The 16662-nt window shown below is 71.4% G+C and carries 10 protein-coding genes; 1 reads left to right on the forward strand and 9 read right to left on the reverse strand.

The annotated features are described in order from the left end of the window. Positions 1 to 18: 18 nt before the first annotated feature. From ABZ464_RS18860 to ABZ464_RS18890, 7 genes are all read right to left on the reverse strand, one after another. Entirely contained in the window at positions 19 to 732 is a 714-nt protein-coding gene (locus ABZ464_RS18860; RefSeq protein WP_359278158.1) for a hypothetical protein, read from the reverse strand. A gap of 36 nt (positions 733 to 768) precedes the next feature. Continuing rightward, complete coding sequence (locus tag ABZ464_RS18865; protein WP_359278160.1) at positions 769 to 2949, reverse strand: glycoside hydrolase N-terminal domain-containing protein; 2181 nt, start codon at positions 2947 to 2949, stop codon at positions 769 to 771. Beyond that, entirely contained in the window at positions 2946 to 4979 is a 2034-nt protein-coding gene (locus ABZ464_RS18870; protein WP_359278163.1) for a beta-galactosidase, read from the reverse strand. The genes ABZ464_RS18865 and ABZ464_RS18870 overlap by 4 nt, the downstream gene beginning before the upstream one ends. Then, positions 4976 to 7171: a 1,4-beta-glucanase gene (locus ABZ464_RS18875; RefSeq protein WP_359278166.1), complete on the reverse strand. Its 2196-nt coding sequence runs from the start codon at positions 7169 to 7171 to the stop codon at positions 4976 to 4978. The genes ABZ464_RS18870 and ABZ464_RS18875 overlap by 4 nt, the downstream gene beginning before the upstream one ends. Positions 7172 to 7344: 173 nt before the next feature. Further along, positions 7345 to 8268, reverse strand: coding sequence for a carbohydrate ABC transporter permease (locus ABZ464_RS18880; protein ID WP_359278169.1), 924 nt, complete (start codon positions 8266 to 8268; stop codon positions 7345 to 7347). Next, positions 8265 to 9311, reverse strand: a complete 1047-nt coding sequence (locus ABZ464_RS18885) for an ABC transporter permease subunit (protein WP_359278172.1) — start codon at positions 9309 to 9311, stop codon at positions 8265 to 8267. Before ABZ464_RS18885 ends, ABZ464_RS18880 begins: the two co-directional genes overlap by 4 nt. Before the next feature lie 27 nt (positions 9312 to 9338). Beyond that, on the reverse strand, positions 9339 to 11042 hold the full coding sequence (locus tag ABZ464_RS18890; RefSeq protein WP_359278175.1) for an extracellular solute-binding protein: 1704 nt from the start codon (positions 11040 to 11042) through the stop codon (positions 9339 to 9341). 327 nt (positions 11043 to 11369) lie between these two features. Between ABZ464_RS18890 and ABZ464_RS18895 the strand changes: the two genes are divergently transcribed. Further along, positions 11370 to 14213, forward strand: a complete 2844-nt coding sequence (locus tag ABZ464_RS18895; protein WP_359278177.1) for a glycoside hydrolase family 3 C-terminal domain-containing protein — start codon at positions 11370 to 11372, stop codon at positions 14211 to 14213. 132 nt (positions 14214 to 14345) lie between these two features. Here ABZ464_RS18895 and ABZ464_RS18900 read toward each other — a convergent pair whose 3' ends face one another. Together ABZ464_RS18900 and ABZ464_RS18905 are read right to left on the reverse strand one after the other, a co-directional pair. Continuing rightward, the gene (locus ABZ464_RS18900) at positions 14346 to 15791 is read right to left on the reverse strand and encodes an aldehyde dehydrogenase family protein (protein ID WP_359278178.1); all 1446 of its coding nucleotides are present in this window, start codon (positions 15789 to 15791) and stop codon (positions 14346 to 14348) included. A 121-nt stretch (positions 15792 to 15912) separates the two neighbouring features. Next, a complete protein-coding gene (locus ABZ464_RS18905) occupies positions 15913 to 16638 on the reverse strand; it encodes a phosphatase PAP2 family protein (RefSeq protein WP_359278181.1) in 726 nt (241 codons plus the stop codon). Positions 16639 to 16662 lie beyond the last annotated feature (24 nt).

Genomic DNA, 16662 nt, shown 5'->3' on the forward strand with positions numbered 1-16662 from the left:
CCCCGGCCCGCCGGTCCGTCAGCTGCTGCTGACGGTCAGGTTGTTGGTGACGAAGTCGAGGCCGCCGGAGGACGAGGTGATCTCGTATCCGAACTGCACGTCACCGATGGTCTCGTTGCCGAACCAGCCCTTGGTGTCCTTGATCCACTTCAGGATCGGCAGGATGCTCACGGTGCCCGACGAGGAGTCGGACGTACGCAGGAACGAGAACACCTCGTTCGAGCCGTTGTTGCCCTTGTAGACGGTCCAGGTGTGGCCGCCGAGGGTGACGTTGCCCTGGGAGGTGCCGAGCGGGCCGACGGCGCCGTTGTAGTTGACCCAGAGCATGATCTCGTAGTCGTAGTCCGTGTCCCAGATGTCGTACGACGTGTTGTACGCGCCGGACGAGGGAACCGTGACGTTGTAGCTGCTGGACAGCGAGCCGAGGGAGGTGATCGTCTTGTTGATCACCTTCTTGGCGTTGGGGTAGGACTTGATGCCGCCGGTGTTGGGGTGGTTGGCCCAGACTCCCCAGTTGGTGCCGGAGTTGGCCCAGACGCACTGGCTGCCGGCGCCGGAGCCCCAGATGTTGTTGTAGAGGGTGTAGCCGTTGAGGCTGGTGTTGCCCCACTGGTCGCAGGAGCTCCAGACGGCGGCCGAGGCGGGGGCGGAGGCGAGGCCGACGGTCGCGCCGAGGGCCAGGGTGGGGGCGATCAGGGCCTTGACGACCCTGCCGAGCACACGTGTTGCCATGGTGTCCCTTCCATGGGTGGGGGGAGGTGCGGGGAGTTACCACGTCCCCGTGGTGAGGACGTGTTCTTCGCCGGCGACGAGGTCGAGCGGCTTGGCGTCGCCCGCGGAAGTCCGGACTTCGATGCGGTGGCTGCGGGTGGGCCTGAGGACCGCCGTGGCGCCCTCGGGACCCCAGACGAGGTCGAGACCCGCCCCGAACCGGGTGCGCAGGCCCCGCAGTTCACCCGCGGCGAGCGCGGGCGGGCGCGCGGGGAACAGCACCAGCCGGTCGGGGGTGGAGTGCACGAGGGCTTCGATGAGCACGGCGGGCAGGGTGTGCGCGGCGTCCGCGTTGTAGACGTCGCGGTGGGGGTAGTGGGCGCTCATCAGGGAGGCGTGGAAGAAGTCGCCGTCCAGGACCCGGTCGAGGGCGTGGGCGACCCGGTGGCCGTCGCGCAGCCGGGCCGCGATCAGCGCGTGGTGGAGATGGCCGTGCGCGGAGTCGTTCTCGGCGCCGCGCAGTTCGAGCGCGCGGTGGGCGGCCGCCGCGAGTTCCGGGGTGTCGTAGGGGGTGATCTCGTCGAGCGGCCAGACGCCGTAGAGGTGGCTGAGGTGGCGGTGGTCGTAGCTGTCGTCGAGGCCGGGGCTCGCCCATTCGGCGAGGGCGCCGTCGGCGTTGATCCGGTGCGGCGGCAGACGGTCGGCGAGGGCGCGCCGGCGCTCGGCATCGGCCGGATGGCAGGCGGCGGCGGTGAGCAGCGCGTGCCGGGCGGCCGAGAGGTCCATGGCCGCGTTCAGCGCGCCCCAACTGGCGCCCGCGGGGCGGTTCTCGGGTGAGTAGGAGGGGACGACCACGAGGCGCCCGTCCTCGTCCTCGCGGGTGAGGAACTCCTCGTAGAAGAGCGCGGCCTCGGCGAGGGCGGCGACGGTGCGCGGGTCGCGGACGCCCCGGGTCTCGTCGTGGTCGACGAGGGGTTTGAGCAGCCAGTCGGCTCCGGCCGTCCACAGGTGCAGCGGGTATTCCCGGCTGAAGTGGTACGTCAGCCCGGACTCGCCGTCGGTGTGGGCGGGCGCGACCGCGCCGCGGGTGCCGAACACCGCGCGGGCGTTCTCCCGCCAGTCGTCTAGCTGGCGGTGGATCAGGGAGGCGAGGGCTTCGGTGACTTCGGGGAGGGCGGCGGCCGCGGCGGAGGCGGTCTGGAGGTTGAGGTTGGCGTCGTTGGTGAACGCCCCGGCCCAGGCGGTGTCCCAGTCGCCGGTCCACAGGCCGGTCAGCCGGGGCGGGTTGAGGCCGGAGGAGGACAGCAGGTGGTAGCGGCCGGCGGCGAAGAGGCGCTCCAGGAGGGCGGTGCTGTCGGGGCGCTTCAGCAGCTCGGAGCCGGGGAGGGCGCGTTCGTCGCGGTCGGCGCGCAGATCGAGGGCGACCCGTTCGTAGGCCGTGCGGTGCAGGGCGAGGTGCCGGTCGAGGAGGTCCTCGTAGGAGGAGGGCAGGGCGGCGAGGGCGCGCTGCTCGGCGGTGACGTCGAGTTCGCCGGTGTGGCGGCGCACCCGGGTGAGGAGGAGGACGGAGGCGGCGCCGGTGATGCGCACCCCGGGGAGGGTGAGGGAGGCGCTGCCGCCGGTGACGGCGACGCGGGTGACGCCGGTGTACGCGCGGTCGCTGCCGGGGTAGCGGGCGCGCAGGGTGAGCTGGGCGCCGTCCGGGGTGAGGGCGGAGCCGTGGCCGACGGCGAGGTCGGCGGGGGCGCCGGGGAGGCGGTGGTCGAGGGAGATGTCCAGGTCACTGGTGGTGATGTGCTGGACGATCACGTCGTCGGCGCGGGAGACGAAGACCTTGCTGGTCCAGTCGCCGCAGGTGGCGGTGGTCTCGCCGGTGGTGAAGTCGACGGTGCGGCGGTAGCGGTGCGGCTCGGCCGGGGCGGCTCGGCGCAGTCGGAGCTGGAAGGCGGGGTGGAAGGGCTGGACCCACTGCAGGGGGCGGTGATCGGTGAAGTCCTCGGCGGCCGTGAGGTCACCGACCAGCAACCGGTCCTGGAGGGCGGGGAGTTCGGCGGCCAGCTCGGGCGGGCGGGCGTGTTCGGCGCCGTTGGGGCGGACCAGGGTGTGATGGGTGACGATGACACGATCATCGTTCGGGTCGCCGAACATGAGGGTGCCGTGGTGGCCGTTGCCGCTGAGGAAGGCGTCCTCCCAGCGGGCGGCGGGGGTGGGTTCCCAGGTGCCGTGCGTGATCGTCATGGTCGCAACACCACCACGCCGAACCGCTCGAGGGTGACGTGATCGGTGATCTTGTCGCCGGTGAGCAGGTCGGTGTGGCTGCCCGGGACGTCGAGGGTGACCGGCTCACGGCTGTGGTTGAGGAGGAACAGCAGCTCACCGCGCCGTACCGCTTCGACCCGGTCCGGAAGCCCGTCGAGAACGGGCCGGACCCCCGCCCCGGCGGCGACCCGGGCCAGCAGCTCCCGCAGGGCGTCGGGCTCGGGGAGGGTGGAGACGTACCAGGCGCGGTCGCGGCGCAGGACCGCGGGGAGGCCGTCGAGCTCGCCGCCCTTGTAGACGCTGTCCACGGCCTCGTCCTCGGCCTCCAGCTCCTCCGACCAGAGCGTGCCCCGGAAGCCGTCGCACCCGACGGTCTCCCCCGGCTCCAGCGGCCACCACTCGTGCAGGACGCGGATGCCGAACAGCTCGCGCAGCCGCGGGTCCATGCCGCCGGGGCGGATCCGGTCGTCCTCGTCGGCGACTCCGGTGAGGAAGCCGGAGACCAGGGTGCCGCCGGCGCGGACGAAGCCGAGGAGGTTGTCGACCGCCGCGTCCGTCAGCGCGTACAGCTGGGGCACGACCACGAGCCGGTAGCGGGTGAGGTCGTGCGCGGGGTGGGCGAAGTCGGTGGCGAACCCGGCCTCCCACAGGGCGCGGTGCCAGGCGTGCAGGACGGCCGGATGGTCGACGTGGGTGGAGGGCCGGCCGTCCTGGGCGGAGGCCCACCAGGCGTGCCAGTCGTGGAGGATCGCGATGTCGGCGTGGAGCGGGCTGCCGGTCACCGCGGGACCGATCGCCGCGAGTTCCGCGCCGAGCCGCTTGACCTCCTGGTAGGTGCGGCCCCGCTCCCCCGCGTGCCCGACCATGCCGGAGTGGAACTTCTCGGCGCCCTGGCGGGACTGGCGCCACTGGAAGTAGCAGACGGCGTCCGCGCCGCGGGCGACGGCCTGAAAGGACCAGAGCCGGTTGAGGCCGCGCGGCTTGGGGTGGTTCACCCCGCGCCAGTTGACGGGGCCGGCCGCCTGCTCCATCAGCATCCAGGGGCCGCGCGCCTGTGAGCGGGTGAGGTCCTGGACGAGGGCGCCGTGCTGCGGACCGAGCGGGTCCCTCGGGTCGGGGTAGAGGTCGACGGAGACGACGTCCTCCTCCTCGGCCCAGCGCCAGGCGTCCTGGCCGAAGAACAGCGGCATGAAGTTGGTGGTGACCGGGAGGTGCGGGGTGTGCCGGGCGACGATGTCCCGCTCGGCGGTGTAGCACTCCAGGAGCATGTCGGAGGTGAAGCGGCGGAAGTCCAGCACCTGGGCGGGGTTCTTCAGATAGTGCGGGGTGCGCGGCGGCAGGACGCCGTCCCAGCTGTCGTAGCCCTGGCTCCAGAAGGCGGTGCCCCAGGCGGTGTTGAGCGCGTCGAGGGTGCCGTACCGGGCGCGCAGCCAGCGGCGGAAGCGGGCGGCGGCCTCGTCGCCGAAGTCGGCCGTGCAGTACTCGTTGTTGATGTGCCACATGGTCAGGGCGGGGTGGCCGGCATAGCGGGCGGCCAGGGCCTCGGTGATCACGGCGGCATGGCTGCGGTAGGCGGCGCTGGAGTGGGAGAAGTGCTGCCGGCCGCCCCACCACTCGGTCCGGCCGTCCTCGGTGACGGGCAGGGAGTCCGGGTGGAGCCGGCCGAGCCAGGGGGGCGGGGAGGACGTGGGGGTGGCGAGGACGACGCCGATGCCGTGGTCGTGCATCAGGTCCATGAGCCGGTCCAGCCAGCCGAACTCCCTCGCGCCCGGCCGGGGTTCGAGTTTCGCCCAGGAGAAGACACCGAGGGTGACGGAGTTGACGCCGGCCTCGCGCATCAGCCGGACGTCGTCCTGCCAGGTCTCCTCGGGCCACTGCTCGGGGTTGTAGTCGCCGCCGAAGAGGATGCGGCCCCGGGTGGCGTCGGCGAGGGTCGGTCGGTGGGCGCGAGGCGGTTTGTGGCCCGGGGTCGGTTTGTCGGTGGAGGTCGGCTCATGGGCGGCGGTCATCGGACGGGCTCCCCGTACTGGATGCCGCGCCCGTTGGTCGCGAGGTAGACCCGGCCGTACACCCGGGGGTCGCCGGTGATGGTCTCGCCGGTCCAGCCCCACTGGTGCCGGTCGTCGTTGATCCGCACCCAGCTCTTCGCGCCGTCGTCGGAGCGGTGAACGGCGGTGATCGCCTCCGTCGAGCCGACCTGGTAGATCGCCGGGTAGTCGGCGCCGTCGGCGGCCCTGCCGAAGCCGAGGGTGTACGAGGCCCAGCAGCTGGTGATCTTCGTGAAGGTGGCGCCGCCGTCGGTGGACCGGTGGAGCCCGTTCCACTTGGCCGAGAGCCAGAGGTCACCGGACCGGCCCGGGGCCGCGACCAGCTTGAACTGACTGTCCCCGGCCGGCAGCCCGGACGCACGCACCGTGAACGAGAGGCCACTGTCAGTGCTGGCGAGTACGTTTCCAGTGTCGGAGTCGTAAGCGTAGAAGAGCGTCGGGTCGGCCGGGTCGGCGACCGGCGTGGCGCCCTTCGGGAAGGAGGAGATCCCGGTCCAGGTGCGGCCGTTGTCCGCGGACCGGTGTGCCGGGTACTTGGTGCCGTCCCAGTGCACGAAGGACCAGAGCAGCACACTGCCGTCGGCGTTGGCGGCGATCGGCCCCGGAGCGTCCTTGGCGATGGCGGGCTGTCCCTCGAAGGGCGCCCAGGTCCGCCCACCGTCGTTCGAGTACGCGCCGTTGCCGTGGTCGCCCCACCCGCTGCGGACCACGTACGACGGCCTGGCCGCGGCCTGCGCGAGTCCCGTCGCCGACCCGGACACGGGGTTCGTCGCCATGCCGCGCGACGGAGACGCGGTGAGCCGCTCGTGGTACATCACGCCGATGTCCCGCGAACCGCTCAGCAGGTGTGCCTCCCCGACCGGGGGCGACACCAGCTGGACCACGGACGTCTCCTCCAGGCCGCGGATCTGCGGGGCCCAGTGCCGCAGATCGCGGGTGCCGTAGAGGGTGGCGCCGGTGCCGTACACGATGTGCTTCGAGTCGTACGGGTCGACGGCCACGGCCTGGATCCACCAGCCGAACTTCGGCTGGTCCTCGCCCCACTTCAGGAAGGGAGTCTCCGATACGTCGAACACGGCCGCGTCCTTGAGGGACGTCCAGGTGCGACCGCCGTCGGTGGTCCGGTACAGGGTGTCGACGGCCGCCCAGCGGTTGTTGGTGGAGACGACGAGGGTGCCGGGGCGGCGGGCGTCCACGGCGACGCCTCCGTAGCCGAAGGTGTCGCCGCCGGCCGGCCGGACCGGCGTGACGTCGGTCCAGGCGCCGCTCGCCGTCGCCAGCCGGTGCACGCTGCCGTCGGACTGGCCGTTGGGTCCGGGCGCGTCGGCGTAGGTCACGTACAGCGCGCGGGTGCGGCAGTCGTACGCGGCCCGGACCGGGACCTTGGCGGAGGTCCCGGCCGGCTGCCCCGGTACGGCTTCCCAGGTGCTCCCGTCGCCGGTCCGGTAGAGATTGACGGACCCGGCGGTGCCGTCGGAGTCGCCCCAGCCGGCGTAGAGGGTACGGCCTGCGGAGACGAGGAGGGTGACGCCCTGGCCGCCGGCGGAGGGGGTGGCCGGGAAGCCGCTGACGGCTGCCCAAGTGGCCCCCCGGTCGGTCGACTTGAGCAGCCCGTCGTGCCGCGTGCCCAGCCACAGGGTGTCGCTGTCCCTCGGGTCCACCAGCAGCCGCTCCCCCGCGCCCCGGCCGTCCTCGTTGGCGCCGAGCTTCACGGTGAGGTCGGTACGGGTCCAGGTGGCGCCGCGGTCCTCGGAGCGCAGGATCGCGCCGTTGCCGGCCCAGGACTGGGCGTAGGTGCCGAGGGCGAGGTAGAGGCGGTCCGGGTGGCCGGGGTCGACGGCGATCGCCTCCACACCGAGGAGGTTCCAGTCGTCCCAGCCGAGGTGGTCGGTGAGGGGGGTCCAGCGGGCGGTTCTGTCGTCCCAGCGGTAGGCGCCGCCGATGTCGGTGCGGGCGTAGGCGAGACCGCGGACGGAGGGGTGGAAGAGGACGCCGGTGACGAAACCGGTGCCGCCGATGACGGCGTTGCGCCAGCGGTAGGCGGGGGTGCCGTTGCTCGTGGCCGCGGTTGCCTGCCCGGCGGGGAGACCTGCGAGGGCTGCGGCGGCTGCGGCTGCCGTGCCGGCGAGGACGGTGCGGCGGGTGACGTGCATGGGGGTACCTCGAGGGGGAGTCGGAGGGGAGGGGTGGGGTGGGTTGCTGTGGGGGCGCGAGTTTTTTCGGACAACGCAGCTGCAACCCCTCAGGGGCGCGGGGAACTGCGCGATCGGCCACGACGCGCCCGCAGCCGCCGTCCCCCGCACGCCCCCGGGACAGTGGGCGTCGGCTACCCCTTGACCGCCCCCGTCAGCATCCCCTTCTTGAAGTGCTTCTGGACGAACGGGGACAGGACAGCCACCGGCAGCAACGCCATCACCATCACCGCCATCTGCACGGCCAGCCCCGACAGTTCACCCGTCTTGATCGCCTGCCCCAGCCCCACCGGCGCCTCCTGCTTCTGCACCAGCTGGATCATGACGTTCTGCAGCGGCATCATGTCCTGGTCGTTCAGGTACAGCGACGCGTTGAACCACGCGCTCCAGTACCCGACGGCGTAGAACAGCGTGATGACCGCCAGCACCGCCCGCGACAGCGGCATGACGATCTGCCAGAGGATCCGGAAGTCCCCGGCCCCGTCGATCCGCGCGCTGTCGATCAGTTCCTGCGAGATGCCCATGAAGAAGCCCCGCAGGACGAGGATGTTGAAGACGCTGACCGCGCTGGGGAGGATCAGCGCCAGGTAGGTGTCGGTCAGGCCGAGGGACTGCACCAGCAGGTACGTCGGGATCAGACCGGCGCTGAAGAACATCGTGGCCAGCAGGACCAGCAGCAGCCAGCGGTGGCCCAGTGAGCCCGTGCGGGAAAGGCCGTACGCGCACAGCACGGACACCGTCATCGAGAACAGCGTGCCCACCAGCGTGATGAGGACGCTGATCACCGCGGCCCGCGTCACCTGCCCGCCGCTCAGCAGCTCCCGGTAGGCGACGAAGGTGATGCCCTTGGGGATCATCACCAGCCCGCCCGCCTCGTCGATGGTGCGGCGGGAGGAGAGGCTGGTGACGACGACGATCCAGATCGGGAAGAGGATCCCGAGGCAGGCCAGCGCGAGGACCAGCCCCTTGCCGGCCAGGCCGGCCCTGCTGGGCTCCTCCTCCCAGGCCGGCCGGGGCGGCGCGGACCACGGACGGGACTTTTCGAGCACCGTGCTCATTTCTTGTACACCCCCTGCTCGCCCATGAGATGGGCCACCTTGTTCGCGGCGAGGACCAGCCCGAGGCTGACGACGCCCTTGACGAGTCCGGCGGCGGCCGCGTAGCCGAAGTCCTGGTTGCGGACGCCGTTCCACCAGACGAAGGTGTCCAGGACCTCCGAGGCGCCCGGTCCCACGGAGTCGCGTTGGAGCAGGATCTGTTCGAAGCCCACGGTGAGCGCGTCGCCGACGCGCAGGACCAGCAGCAGGGCGATCACCGGGCGCAGGGCCGGGAGCGTCACATGCCACATGCGGCGCCAGCGTCCGGCGCCGTCCATCGCGGCGGCCTCGTACAGGTCCGTCGGGACGGAGGAGAGCGCGGCGAGGAAGACGATGATCCCCCAGCCGGCGTCCTTCCACACGCTCTGCGCGGTGATCAGGTATTTGAAGGTCTCGGGGTCGGTCATGATGTCGAGGCCGTCGTAGCCGTGCTGGCGCAGGAGCTGGGAGAGGATGCCCGCCCCGCCGAACAACTGCTGGAAGACCGCGATGACCAGCACCCATGAGAAGAAGTGCGGCAGGTAGAGGATGGCCTGGGAGACCGCCCGCACCCGCGGCCTGACGACGCTGTTGATGAGCAGCGCGAGCAGGATGGGGATCGGGAAGTACAGCACCAGTTGCAGGAAGAACAGCACGAGGGTGTTGGTGACCGCGTCCCAGAACGCCGCGTCCTCGAAGATGCGCTGGAAGTTCTCCAGGCCCACCCAGGGGCTGTGCAGCATGGAGACGATGCCGTTGTCGCTGATGTACGGGTCGTAGTCCTGGAAGGCGACGATGTTGCCCAGGATCGGCACGTAACTGAACAGCAGGACCAGCGCGACGGCCGGCAGGGTCATCAGGAGCAGGACGCGGTCGCGTCTGAGTCTCAGGCGCAGGCTCAGCTTCCCCGAGGGTTTCTTCGTCTCACCCCCGGCGGGGCCGGTGGCGCCGCCGGACGCCACCGGGGGCTTGTCCGTCTCGTCTGCTGCCTCGGCCCCGCTGCGAGGCACCGTGCTGTGGGACACGGCCGTTCTCCTTGCCTCGATGCCGGGTCAGCTCGCCGCCGAGCCGTTCTCGTCGAGAATCTTCTGGTACCAGTCGCGGAGCTGGTCGCCGCCCTTGCTCTTCCAGTCGGAGACGGCCTGCTGCATGTCGCTGATCTTCTTGCGGCCGCGGATGATGTCGTCCTCGAGCTGCTCGAAGTCGCTGGAGAGGTTGGCCCAGCGGGAGGGCTCGGTGATCTGCATGCCGTAGAAGGAGGTCTTCTTGGTGTGGGCGCCGACCTTCTGCTGCCACTCGACCTGCCCGCGGGCGACCTCGGGGAAGTCGGGGTGGGCGAGGGTGGAGGCGGGGCTGGCGATCATCACATAGGCGTTGAGGACGTCGAGGTTGCCCTGGTCGGTCTTGACCGGGACGCCGTCCTTGAGGGTGTAGTGGGTGCCCTCCACGCCGTAGTTGGTCATCATGTACTCCTTGGTGCCGTACGGCGCCGCGGTGGCGTTGGCGACGGCGAGCACGTCCTGGATGACCGACTTGGACGCCTTCTTGTTGACGAAGGCGAAGATGCCCGCCGGGTTCTTGGCCCAGAAGGTGGGGGTGCCGCCGTCGTGGGCGAAGAGGTCCATGCCCCAGACCTTGAAGTCGGGGTTCTGGGCGGCCTGTTCGGCGGTGCGGCTGTACCACTGGGAGATGTCGTTGTTGTAGATCAGGAACTCGCCGGCCGCGAACTTGGGGCCCGGGTCGGTGGCGCTGCTCTTGCCGAGCTTGGCGTCGGGGTGCACGAGTTCGTCGGCGAACAGCTTGCGCGTCCACTCGATCGCTTCCAGGTACTCCTGGGTCTCCATGCGGTTGATCAGCTTGCCGTCGACGAGGTTCCACATGAGGCCCTTCTCGTCGCCGGGCAGCACGCCGAAGATGTTCCAGGCCGTCCACTTCATGTCCAGACAGGCCCACCGCTTGGCCTTGGCGTTGGTGATCTCCTTGGCCAGGGCGTGGAACTCGTCGGCGGTGGTGGGGACTTCGTACCCCTCCTTGTCGAAGATGTCCTTGCGGTAGAGGGGCACGATGTTGGAGACGTACGCCGCCGGCATCGGCAGTCCGCGCAGCTTGCCGCCGAAGATGGAGCGCTGCCAGGCGTCCGTGGGGATCGCGGCGAGGTTCGGGTAGTCCTTGACGGCGTCGCCGGAGAGGTAGGGCCCGAGGTCGGCGAACTTGCTGATGATCGCGCTGGGTATGCGGCCGTTCATGTTCCAGCCGGGGACCACGACCACGTCCGGTACGTCGCTGGAGGCGAGGACCGCGCCGAGCTTCTGCTCGTAGGTGTTGCCGTCCTGGTTCTGCCAGACGACGTCGACGCCGATGAGGTCGTTCATGCCCGTGTAGTAGGCGTTGTCGGCCTTCGGCGGGGAGCCCCAGAACGGCGACATGATCGTGACCTTGCCGCCCTTGCCGAGCTTCTTCGGCACCGAGGTCTTCAGGCCGGCCATGTCGAGCTTGCTCGTGAAGCCGATCGAGGAGCCGTTCTTGGCCGGGATGTCCGGCGTCACCACGTTGCTGGCGACATACGTCGGCAGGATCTTCTTGGCGTCCTTGCCCGAGGTGGTGCCGTCGCGCGAGCCGCTTTCCGAGCCGCCGCAGGCGGACAGCAGCGGCATCCCTCCCGCCACCGCTGCGGTGGCGACCGCCGTGGAGGCGAGGAAGCTTCTCCGGCTCGGTCCGGAGGAGCCGGAAGAAGCAGAAGCGGCGTTCGGCGTCATTGCGTCAACCCTTCATGGCGCACCAGGACACCCGGCGGTGGCCGTCGGCTGCGGTGTCTCGAGTGGAACTGGCTGAGCTGAAGCGGATCCTCCGACCACTGTCACGTAGATTTCCAGTCGAAGCGCTTCGATGTTGCTGCGAGGTTAAGTGAACACCCGGGGGTGCACAAGGGTCGCTCCCAACATTCCTCCGAGGTATCGGAGGTGACCTGTTCTTATGCCCTGCTTGAAATAAGCGGGAGGTCCCCTTGACACCCAGTGGTGCGTCCAATGAGCATCGAAGCGCTTCGAAAGCGTCTCCCCGCTCCATCGCAAAGGGATCCCCACGTGACCGCACCCACGCCGCACACGCCGCCTTTCCGCGATCCGCATCTGCCGTTCGCGAAGCGCATCGACGATCTGCTGGCGCGCCTCACCCTGGACGAGAAGGTCGCCTCCCTGCACCAGTTCGCCCCGGCCGTCGAGCGGCTCGGCGTGGCCGCGTTCCGTACCGGCCAGGAGGCCCTGCACGGTGTGGCGTGGATGGGGCCGGCGACGGTGTTCCCCCAGGCCGTGGGGCTGGGCGCGACCTGGAACACGGATCTCGTACGACGGGTCGGCGAGGCGGTGTCCCAGGAGGTCCGGGCGATGCACGCCCGCGACGACCGCGTGGGCCTGAACGTCTGGTCGCCCACGGTCAACCTGCTGCGCCACCCGCTGTGGGGCCGTAACGAGGAGGGCTACTCCGAGGACCCGAAGCTGACCTCGGCTATCGCCACCGCGTACACGCGCGGTCTGCGCGGCGAGCATCCGACGTACTGGCGCACGGCCCCGGTCCTCAAGCACTGGCTGGCCCACAACAACGAGACGGGCCGGGACGTCACCTCCTCCTCGGTCCGCCCGCGCGTGCTGCACGAGTACGATCTGCGCGCCTTCAAGGAGACGGTCGAGGCGGGCGCGGTGGCCGGGGTGATGCCGGCGTACAACCTGGTCAACGGCCGCCCCAACCATGTCTCCCCGTATCTGCGCGAGCAGTTGCGCACCTGGACGGACGAGGAGCTGCTGGTCTGCTCGGACGCGGGCGCGCCCTCCAACCTGGTCGACTCCGAGCACTACTTCGACACCCACGAGGAGGCGACGGCGGCCGCGCTCCAGGCCGGGGTGGACAGCTTCACCGACCACGGCACCGACGGCTCGAAGATCGTCGCCCGGGTCGAGGGGGCCCTGGAGCGGGGTCTGCTGACGGAGGCGGACATCGACGCGGCGGTCCGCCGGCAGCTCTCGGTCCGTTTCCGGCTGGGCGAGTTCGACCCGCGGCACGACCCGCACGCGGGCACCGGGGAGTTCGACACCCCGGCCCATCGCGAGCTCGCCCGGGAGGCCGCCGAGCAGGCGATCGTCCTGCTGCGCAACGACGGGGTGCTGCCGCTGGCGGCCGACACCCGGATCGCGGTCGTGGGCCTGCTCGCCGACGAGTGCAAGCTCGACTGGTACAGCGGCACCCTGATCCACCGCTCGACTCCCCTGGAGGGGCTGTACGAGCGGTTCGGCGCGGAGCGGGTGGAGTTCGCGGAGGGCGTGGACCGGGTCCTGCTGAAGACCTCCGCGGACACGTTCCTGACGGTGCCCGCCGCCCCCGAGGCCGCCGACGAGGTGCGCGGCGCCGAGGGCGCCCTGGACCCGGCGCTGCTCGCGGGCCGTACCGACCTCCCGCCGCTGACCGCGGACGGCACCGGCACGGAACTCGCGCTCGTCGACTGGGGCGAGGGGGTGCTGACCCTGCGCGCTCCCGACGGCCGGTATCTGTCGGTCGCCGAGGACGGCTTCCTGCGCGCCTCCGCCGACCAGCCGGGCGGCTGGATCGTGCAGGAGACGTTCCGCCTGGAGCCTCATGCGCACGGCCACCTCCTGCGGCATCTGGGAACGGGTCGCCCCGTGTGTGTCGCCGCCGACGGCGTCCGGGTTGCCGGGGAGGACACCGACGGCGAGGTCTTCGAGGTGGTCGTCGTCGAGCGCGGCGAGGACGCGGTGGCCCGGGTGGCGGACCGGGCGGACGTCGTCGTGGTCGTGGCGGGCAACGACCCGCACATCAACGGGCGCGAGACCGAGGACCGTACGACCCTGGCCCTCCCCGCCCACCAGGAGCGGATCCTGGCGGCGGCCCGGGCCTCGGGCGTGCGTACGGTGCTGGCGCTGGTGTCGGCGTACCCGTACGCCGTGGAGCCCGGGCGGCTGGGCGCGGTGCTGTGGACGGCCCACGGCGGACAGGCCGGCGGGACCGCCCTCGCCCGGGTGCTCGCCGGTGACGTCTCCCCGGCCGGTCGGCTCCCCCAGACCTGGTACGCCGACGACGCCGATCTGCCCGATCTGCTCGACTACGACGTGATCGGCGCCCGCCAGACGTACCTGTACTTCGAGGGCAGGCCGCTCTTCCCCTTCGGGCACGGGCTGTCGTACGCCTCCTTCGCCTACGCCGACCTGACGGTGGCGGTCGGGGAGGACCGGGCGCGGATCTCCTGCACGGTCACCAACACCGGGGGCATGGCCGCCGACGAGGTCGCCCAGCTCTACACCCGTGCCGTGGACCCGTCGGTCACCCGGCCGCGCCGCGAGCTGCTCGGCCACCACCGGATCACGCTCGCGCCCGGGGCTGCGGCGGCCGTGTCCTTCGACGTCCCGTTGTCCGCGTTCAGGTTCTGGGACGTGGCGCGGGACGGATGGCGGGTGGAGCCGGGGCCGTACGACCTGCTGATCGGGGGATCGAGCGAGGACGTCCGGCTGCGCGGGACGATCGTGCTCGACGGCGAGCCGGCCGTCGCCCGCCCGGTCCTCCGGCGCGGTGTCCGCGCCGCCGACTTCGACGAGCAGAGCGGTACCGAGATCGTCGACCTGACGAAGACGGCGGGCGACGCGGTGACGCCCGTGGGCGGGGGCTCGGGTGAACTGGTCTACCGGGCCTGTGACTTCGGGACCGGCACGACCGGTGCGACGGTGACGGTGGCCGGGCACGGCACGGTCGAGCTGTCCCTGGGCGGCGCCCCGGCCACGGCCGTGCTGACCGTCGGTACACCTACGCCGGGCCCGTACGACTACCTCTCCGTCGAGGCGCCCTTCAGCGCCGACGGCGTGCACGACCTGCACCTCAGGCTGCGCGGCCCGCTGCGGCTCGCGCATGTCGGCTTCTCCGGTTGAGGGTCCGGACCAGGCCGACAGCAGGAAGGGGTCCGGCACCGGAAGGCATCGGTGCCGGACCCCTTCGGGGAGCCTATATGAAAATGGTTCCCATTAGATAGGGGCGCCCCTTGGACAGGGCGAGGGGCGGCGCTACAGCGCGAGGCCCGTCAGGACCAGGACGCGCTCGTAGGTGTAGTCGTCCATCGCGAACTTCACGCCCTCGCGGCCGACGCCGGACTGCTTGGCGCCGCCGTACGGCATCTGGTCGGCGCGGTAGGAGGGGACGTCGCCGATGACGACGCCGCCGACCTCGAGCGCGCGGTGGGAGCGGAAGGCGGCCTGGAGGTCGTGGGTGAAGACGCCCGCCTGGAGGCCGTACTTGGAGGAGTTGACCGCCGCGAACGCCTCGTCCTCGCCGTCCACCTTCTGCACGGTGAGGACCGGCCCGAAGACCTCCTCGCAGGCGATCCTGGTGTCGGCCGGTACGTCGGTGAGGACGGTCGGCGCGTAGGAGGCGCCGTCGCGCTTGCCGCCGGCGAGGAGGGAGGCGCCCGCGGCGACCGCCTCGTCCACCCAGGTCTCGACACGCTTGGCCGCGTCCTCGCTCACCAGCGGGCCGACGTCGGTCGCCGCGTCGGAGGGGTCGCCGGTGACCTGGGCCTCCACGGCCGCGACGATCCGCGGGAGGAGACGGTCGTACACCGACGCGTCGACGATGACCCGCTGCACCGAGATGCAGGACTGGCCGCCCTGGTAGTTGGAGAAGGTCGCGATCCGGGTCGCGGCCCAGTCCAGGTCGGCGTCGGACGCCCAGTCGCCGAGGACGACCGCGGCGCCGTTGCCGCCCAGCTCCAGGGTGCAGTGCTTGCGCGGCACCGAGTCCATGATCGCGTAACCGACCTTCTCGGAGCCGGTGAAGGAGATGACCGGCAGCCGCTCGTCCTGGACGAGGGCGGGCATACGGTCGTTGGACACCGGCAGGACCGACCAGGAGCCGGCCGGCAGGTCCGTCTCGGCCAGCAGATCGCCGATGATCAGGCCGGACAGCGGGGTCGCGGGGGCCGGCTTGAGGATGATCGGCGCGCCGGCCGCGATCGCGGGGGCGACCTTGTGGGCGCACAGGTTCAGCGGGAAGTTGAACGGCGCGATGCCCAGCACGACGCCCTTCGGGAAGCGGCGGGTGAGCGCGAGCCGGCCCTGGCCGCCGGGGTCGGTGTCGAGGCGCTGGGCCTCGCCGCTGTTGAAGCGCCGGGCCTCCTCGGCCGCGAACCGGAACACGGAGACGGCCCGGCCGACCTCGCCCCGGGCCCACTTGATCGGCTTGCCGTTCTCGGCGGAGATCAGCTGCGCGATCTCCTCGGTGCGCTCGACGAGCCGCTTGCTGACGTGGTCGAGGGCGGCGGCGCGGACGTGGGCGGGGGTGGCGGCGTACTCCTCGCGCACGGCGTACGCGGCGGCCACGGCCTCCTCGATCTGGGCGTCCGTCGGCACGCTGACCGTGCCGACGAGCCGTCCGTCCCACGGGGAGGTGACGTCGAAGCTGTCCTCGCCGGTGGCCTGGCGGCCGGCGAGCCAGAAGGCGTGGATGGAAGTCATAGTGGCGTTCCCGGCCCTTCCGCATGGGGGTGTGCTGTGTGCTGTGGCGTGCGTGGTCCACGGTAGGCGCGCCGGGGCGCGGGAGCGCTTGTCCGAGTCGTACGGGTGGACGGTCGGCGTACTACGGTTTGGCGGGGTCGGGGCGGGTGTCGGGGCGGGTCGTCGCGCGCAGGAAGAGCCAGAGCGCGCCGAGCAGCACCGTGCACAGGCACCAGCTGGCCGCCACGTCCAGCGGCCAGTGGTAGCCGCGCCGGACCAGTCCGCAGGAGACGGCGAGGACGAGCAGGCCGGCCGTGGCGACCGCCAGCCGCCGGGCCAGGGCCGTCAGCAGCCACGGCAGCAGGATCATCGCCGCGGAACCGTAGGCGACGGCCGCCGTGGCCGTGTGCCCGGAGGGGTAGTAGCCGGTGGCGGGCGGCACGGCGGGCGTACCGGGGCGCGCGGTCCACTCCTTCAGGGGGACGACGATCAGCGGGACCAGGGTCAGCAGGACGAGGGCGGCGACGGGCGGCAGCCACCAGCGCCGCCGGCCGTCCCACTGCCCGTGCAGGGCCACGTACACCGTCACCAGGACGAGTACGGGCACTGCGATCTGCACGTTTCCCAGGTCGGAGAGCAGCTCGGAGAGGTGGTCCGGGTGGATCAGGGTGTGGCTGAGACGGGCGTCGAGGGTGAGGAGGGGGCCGTCCGCCTTCACCTGCCAGGTGATCAGGGCGAAGAGGAGGGCGGGGAGGGCGAGGAGGGTGAGGGTGAGGGGGGTGGTGGGGGTGCGGCGCCGTTGCGGGGTGGGGGCGGGCGTCGGGCTGGTGGGGCGGGCCTCGGTCTGGTGGTCGGGGCGGGGCGGCATGGGGGACAGCTTGTCAGTTGGAGG

The organism is Streptomyces sp. NPDC005820, assembly GCF_040630255.1.
Lineage (GTDB): Bacteria > Actinomycetota > Actinomycetes > Streptomycetales > Streptomycetaceae > Streptomyces.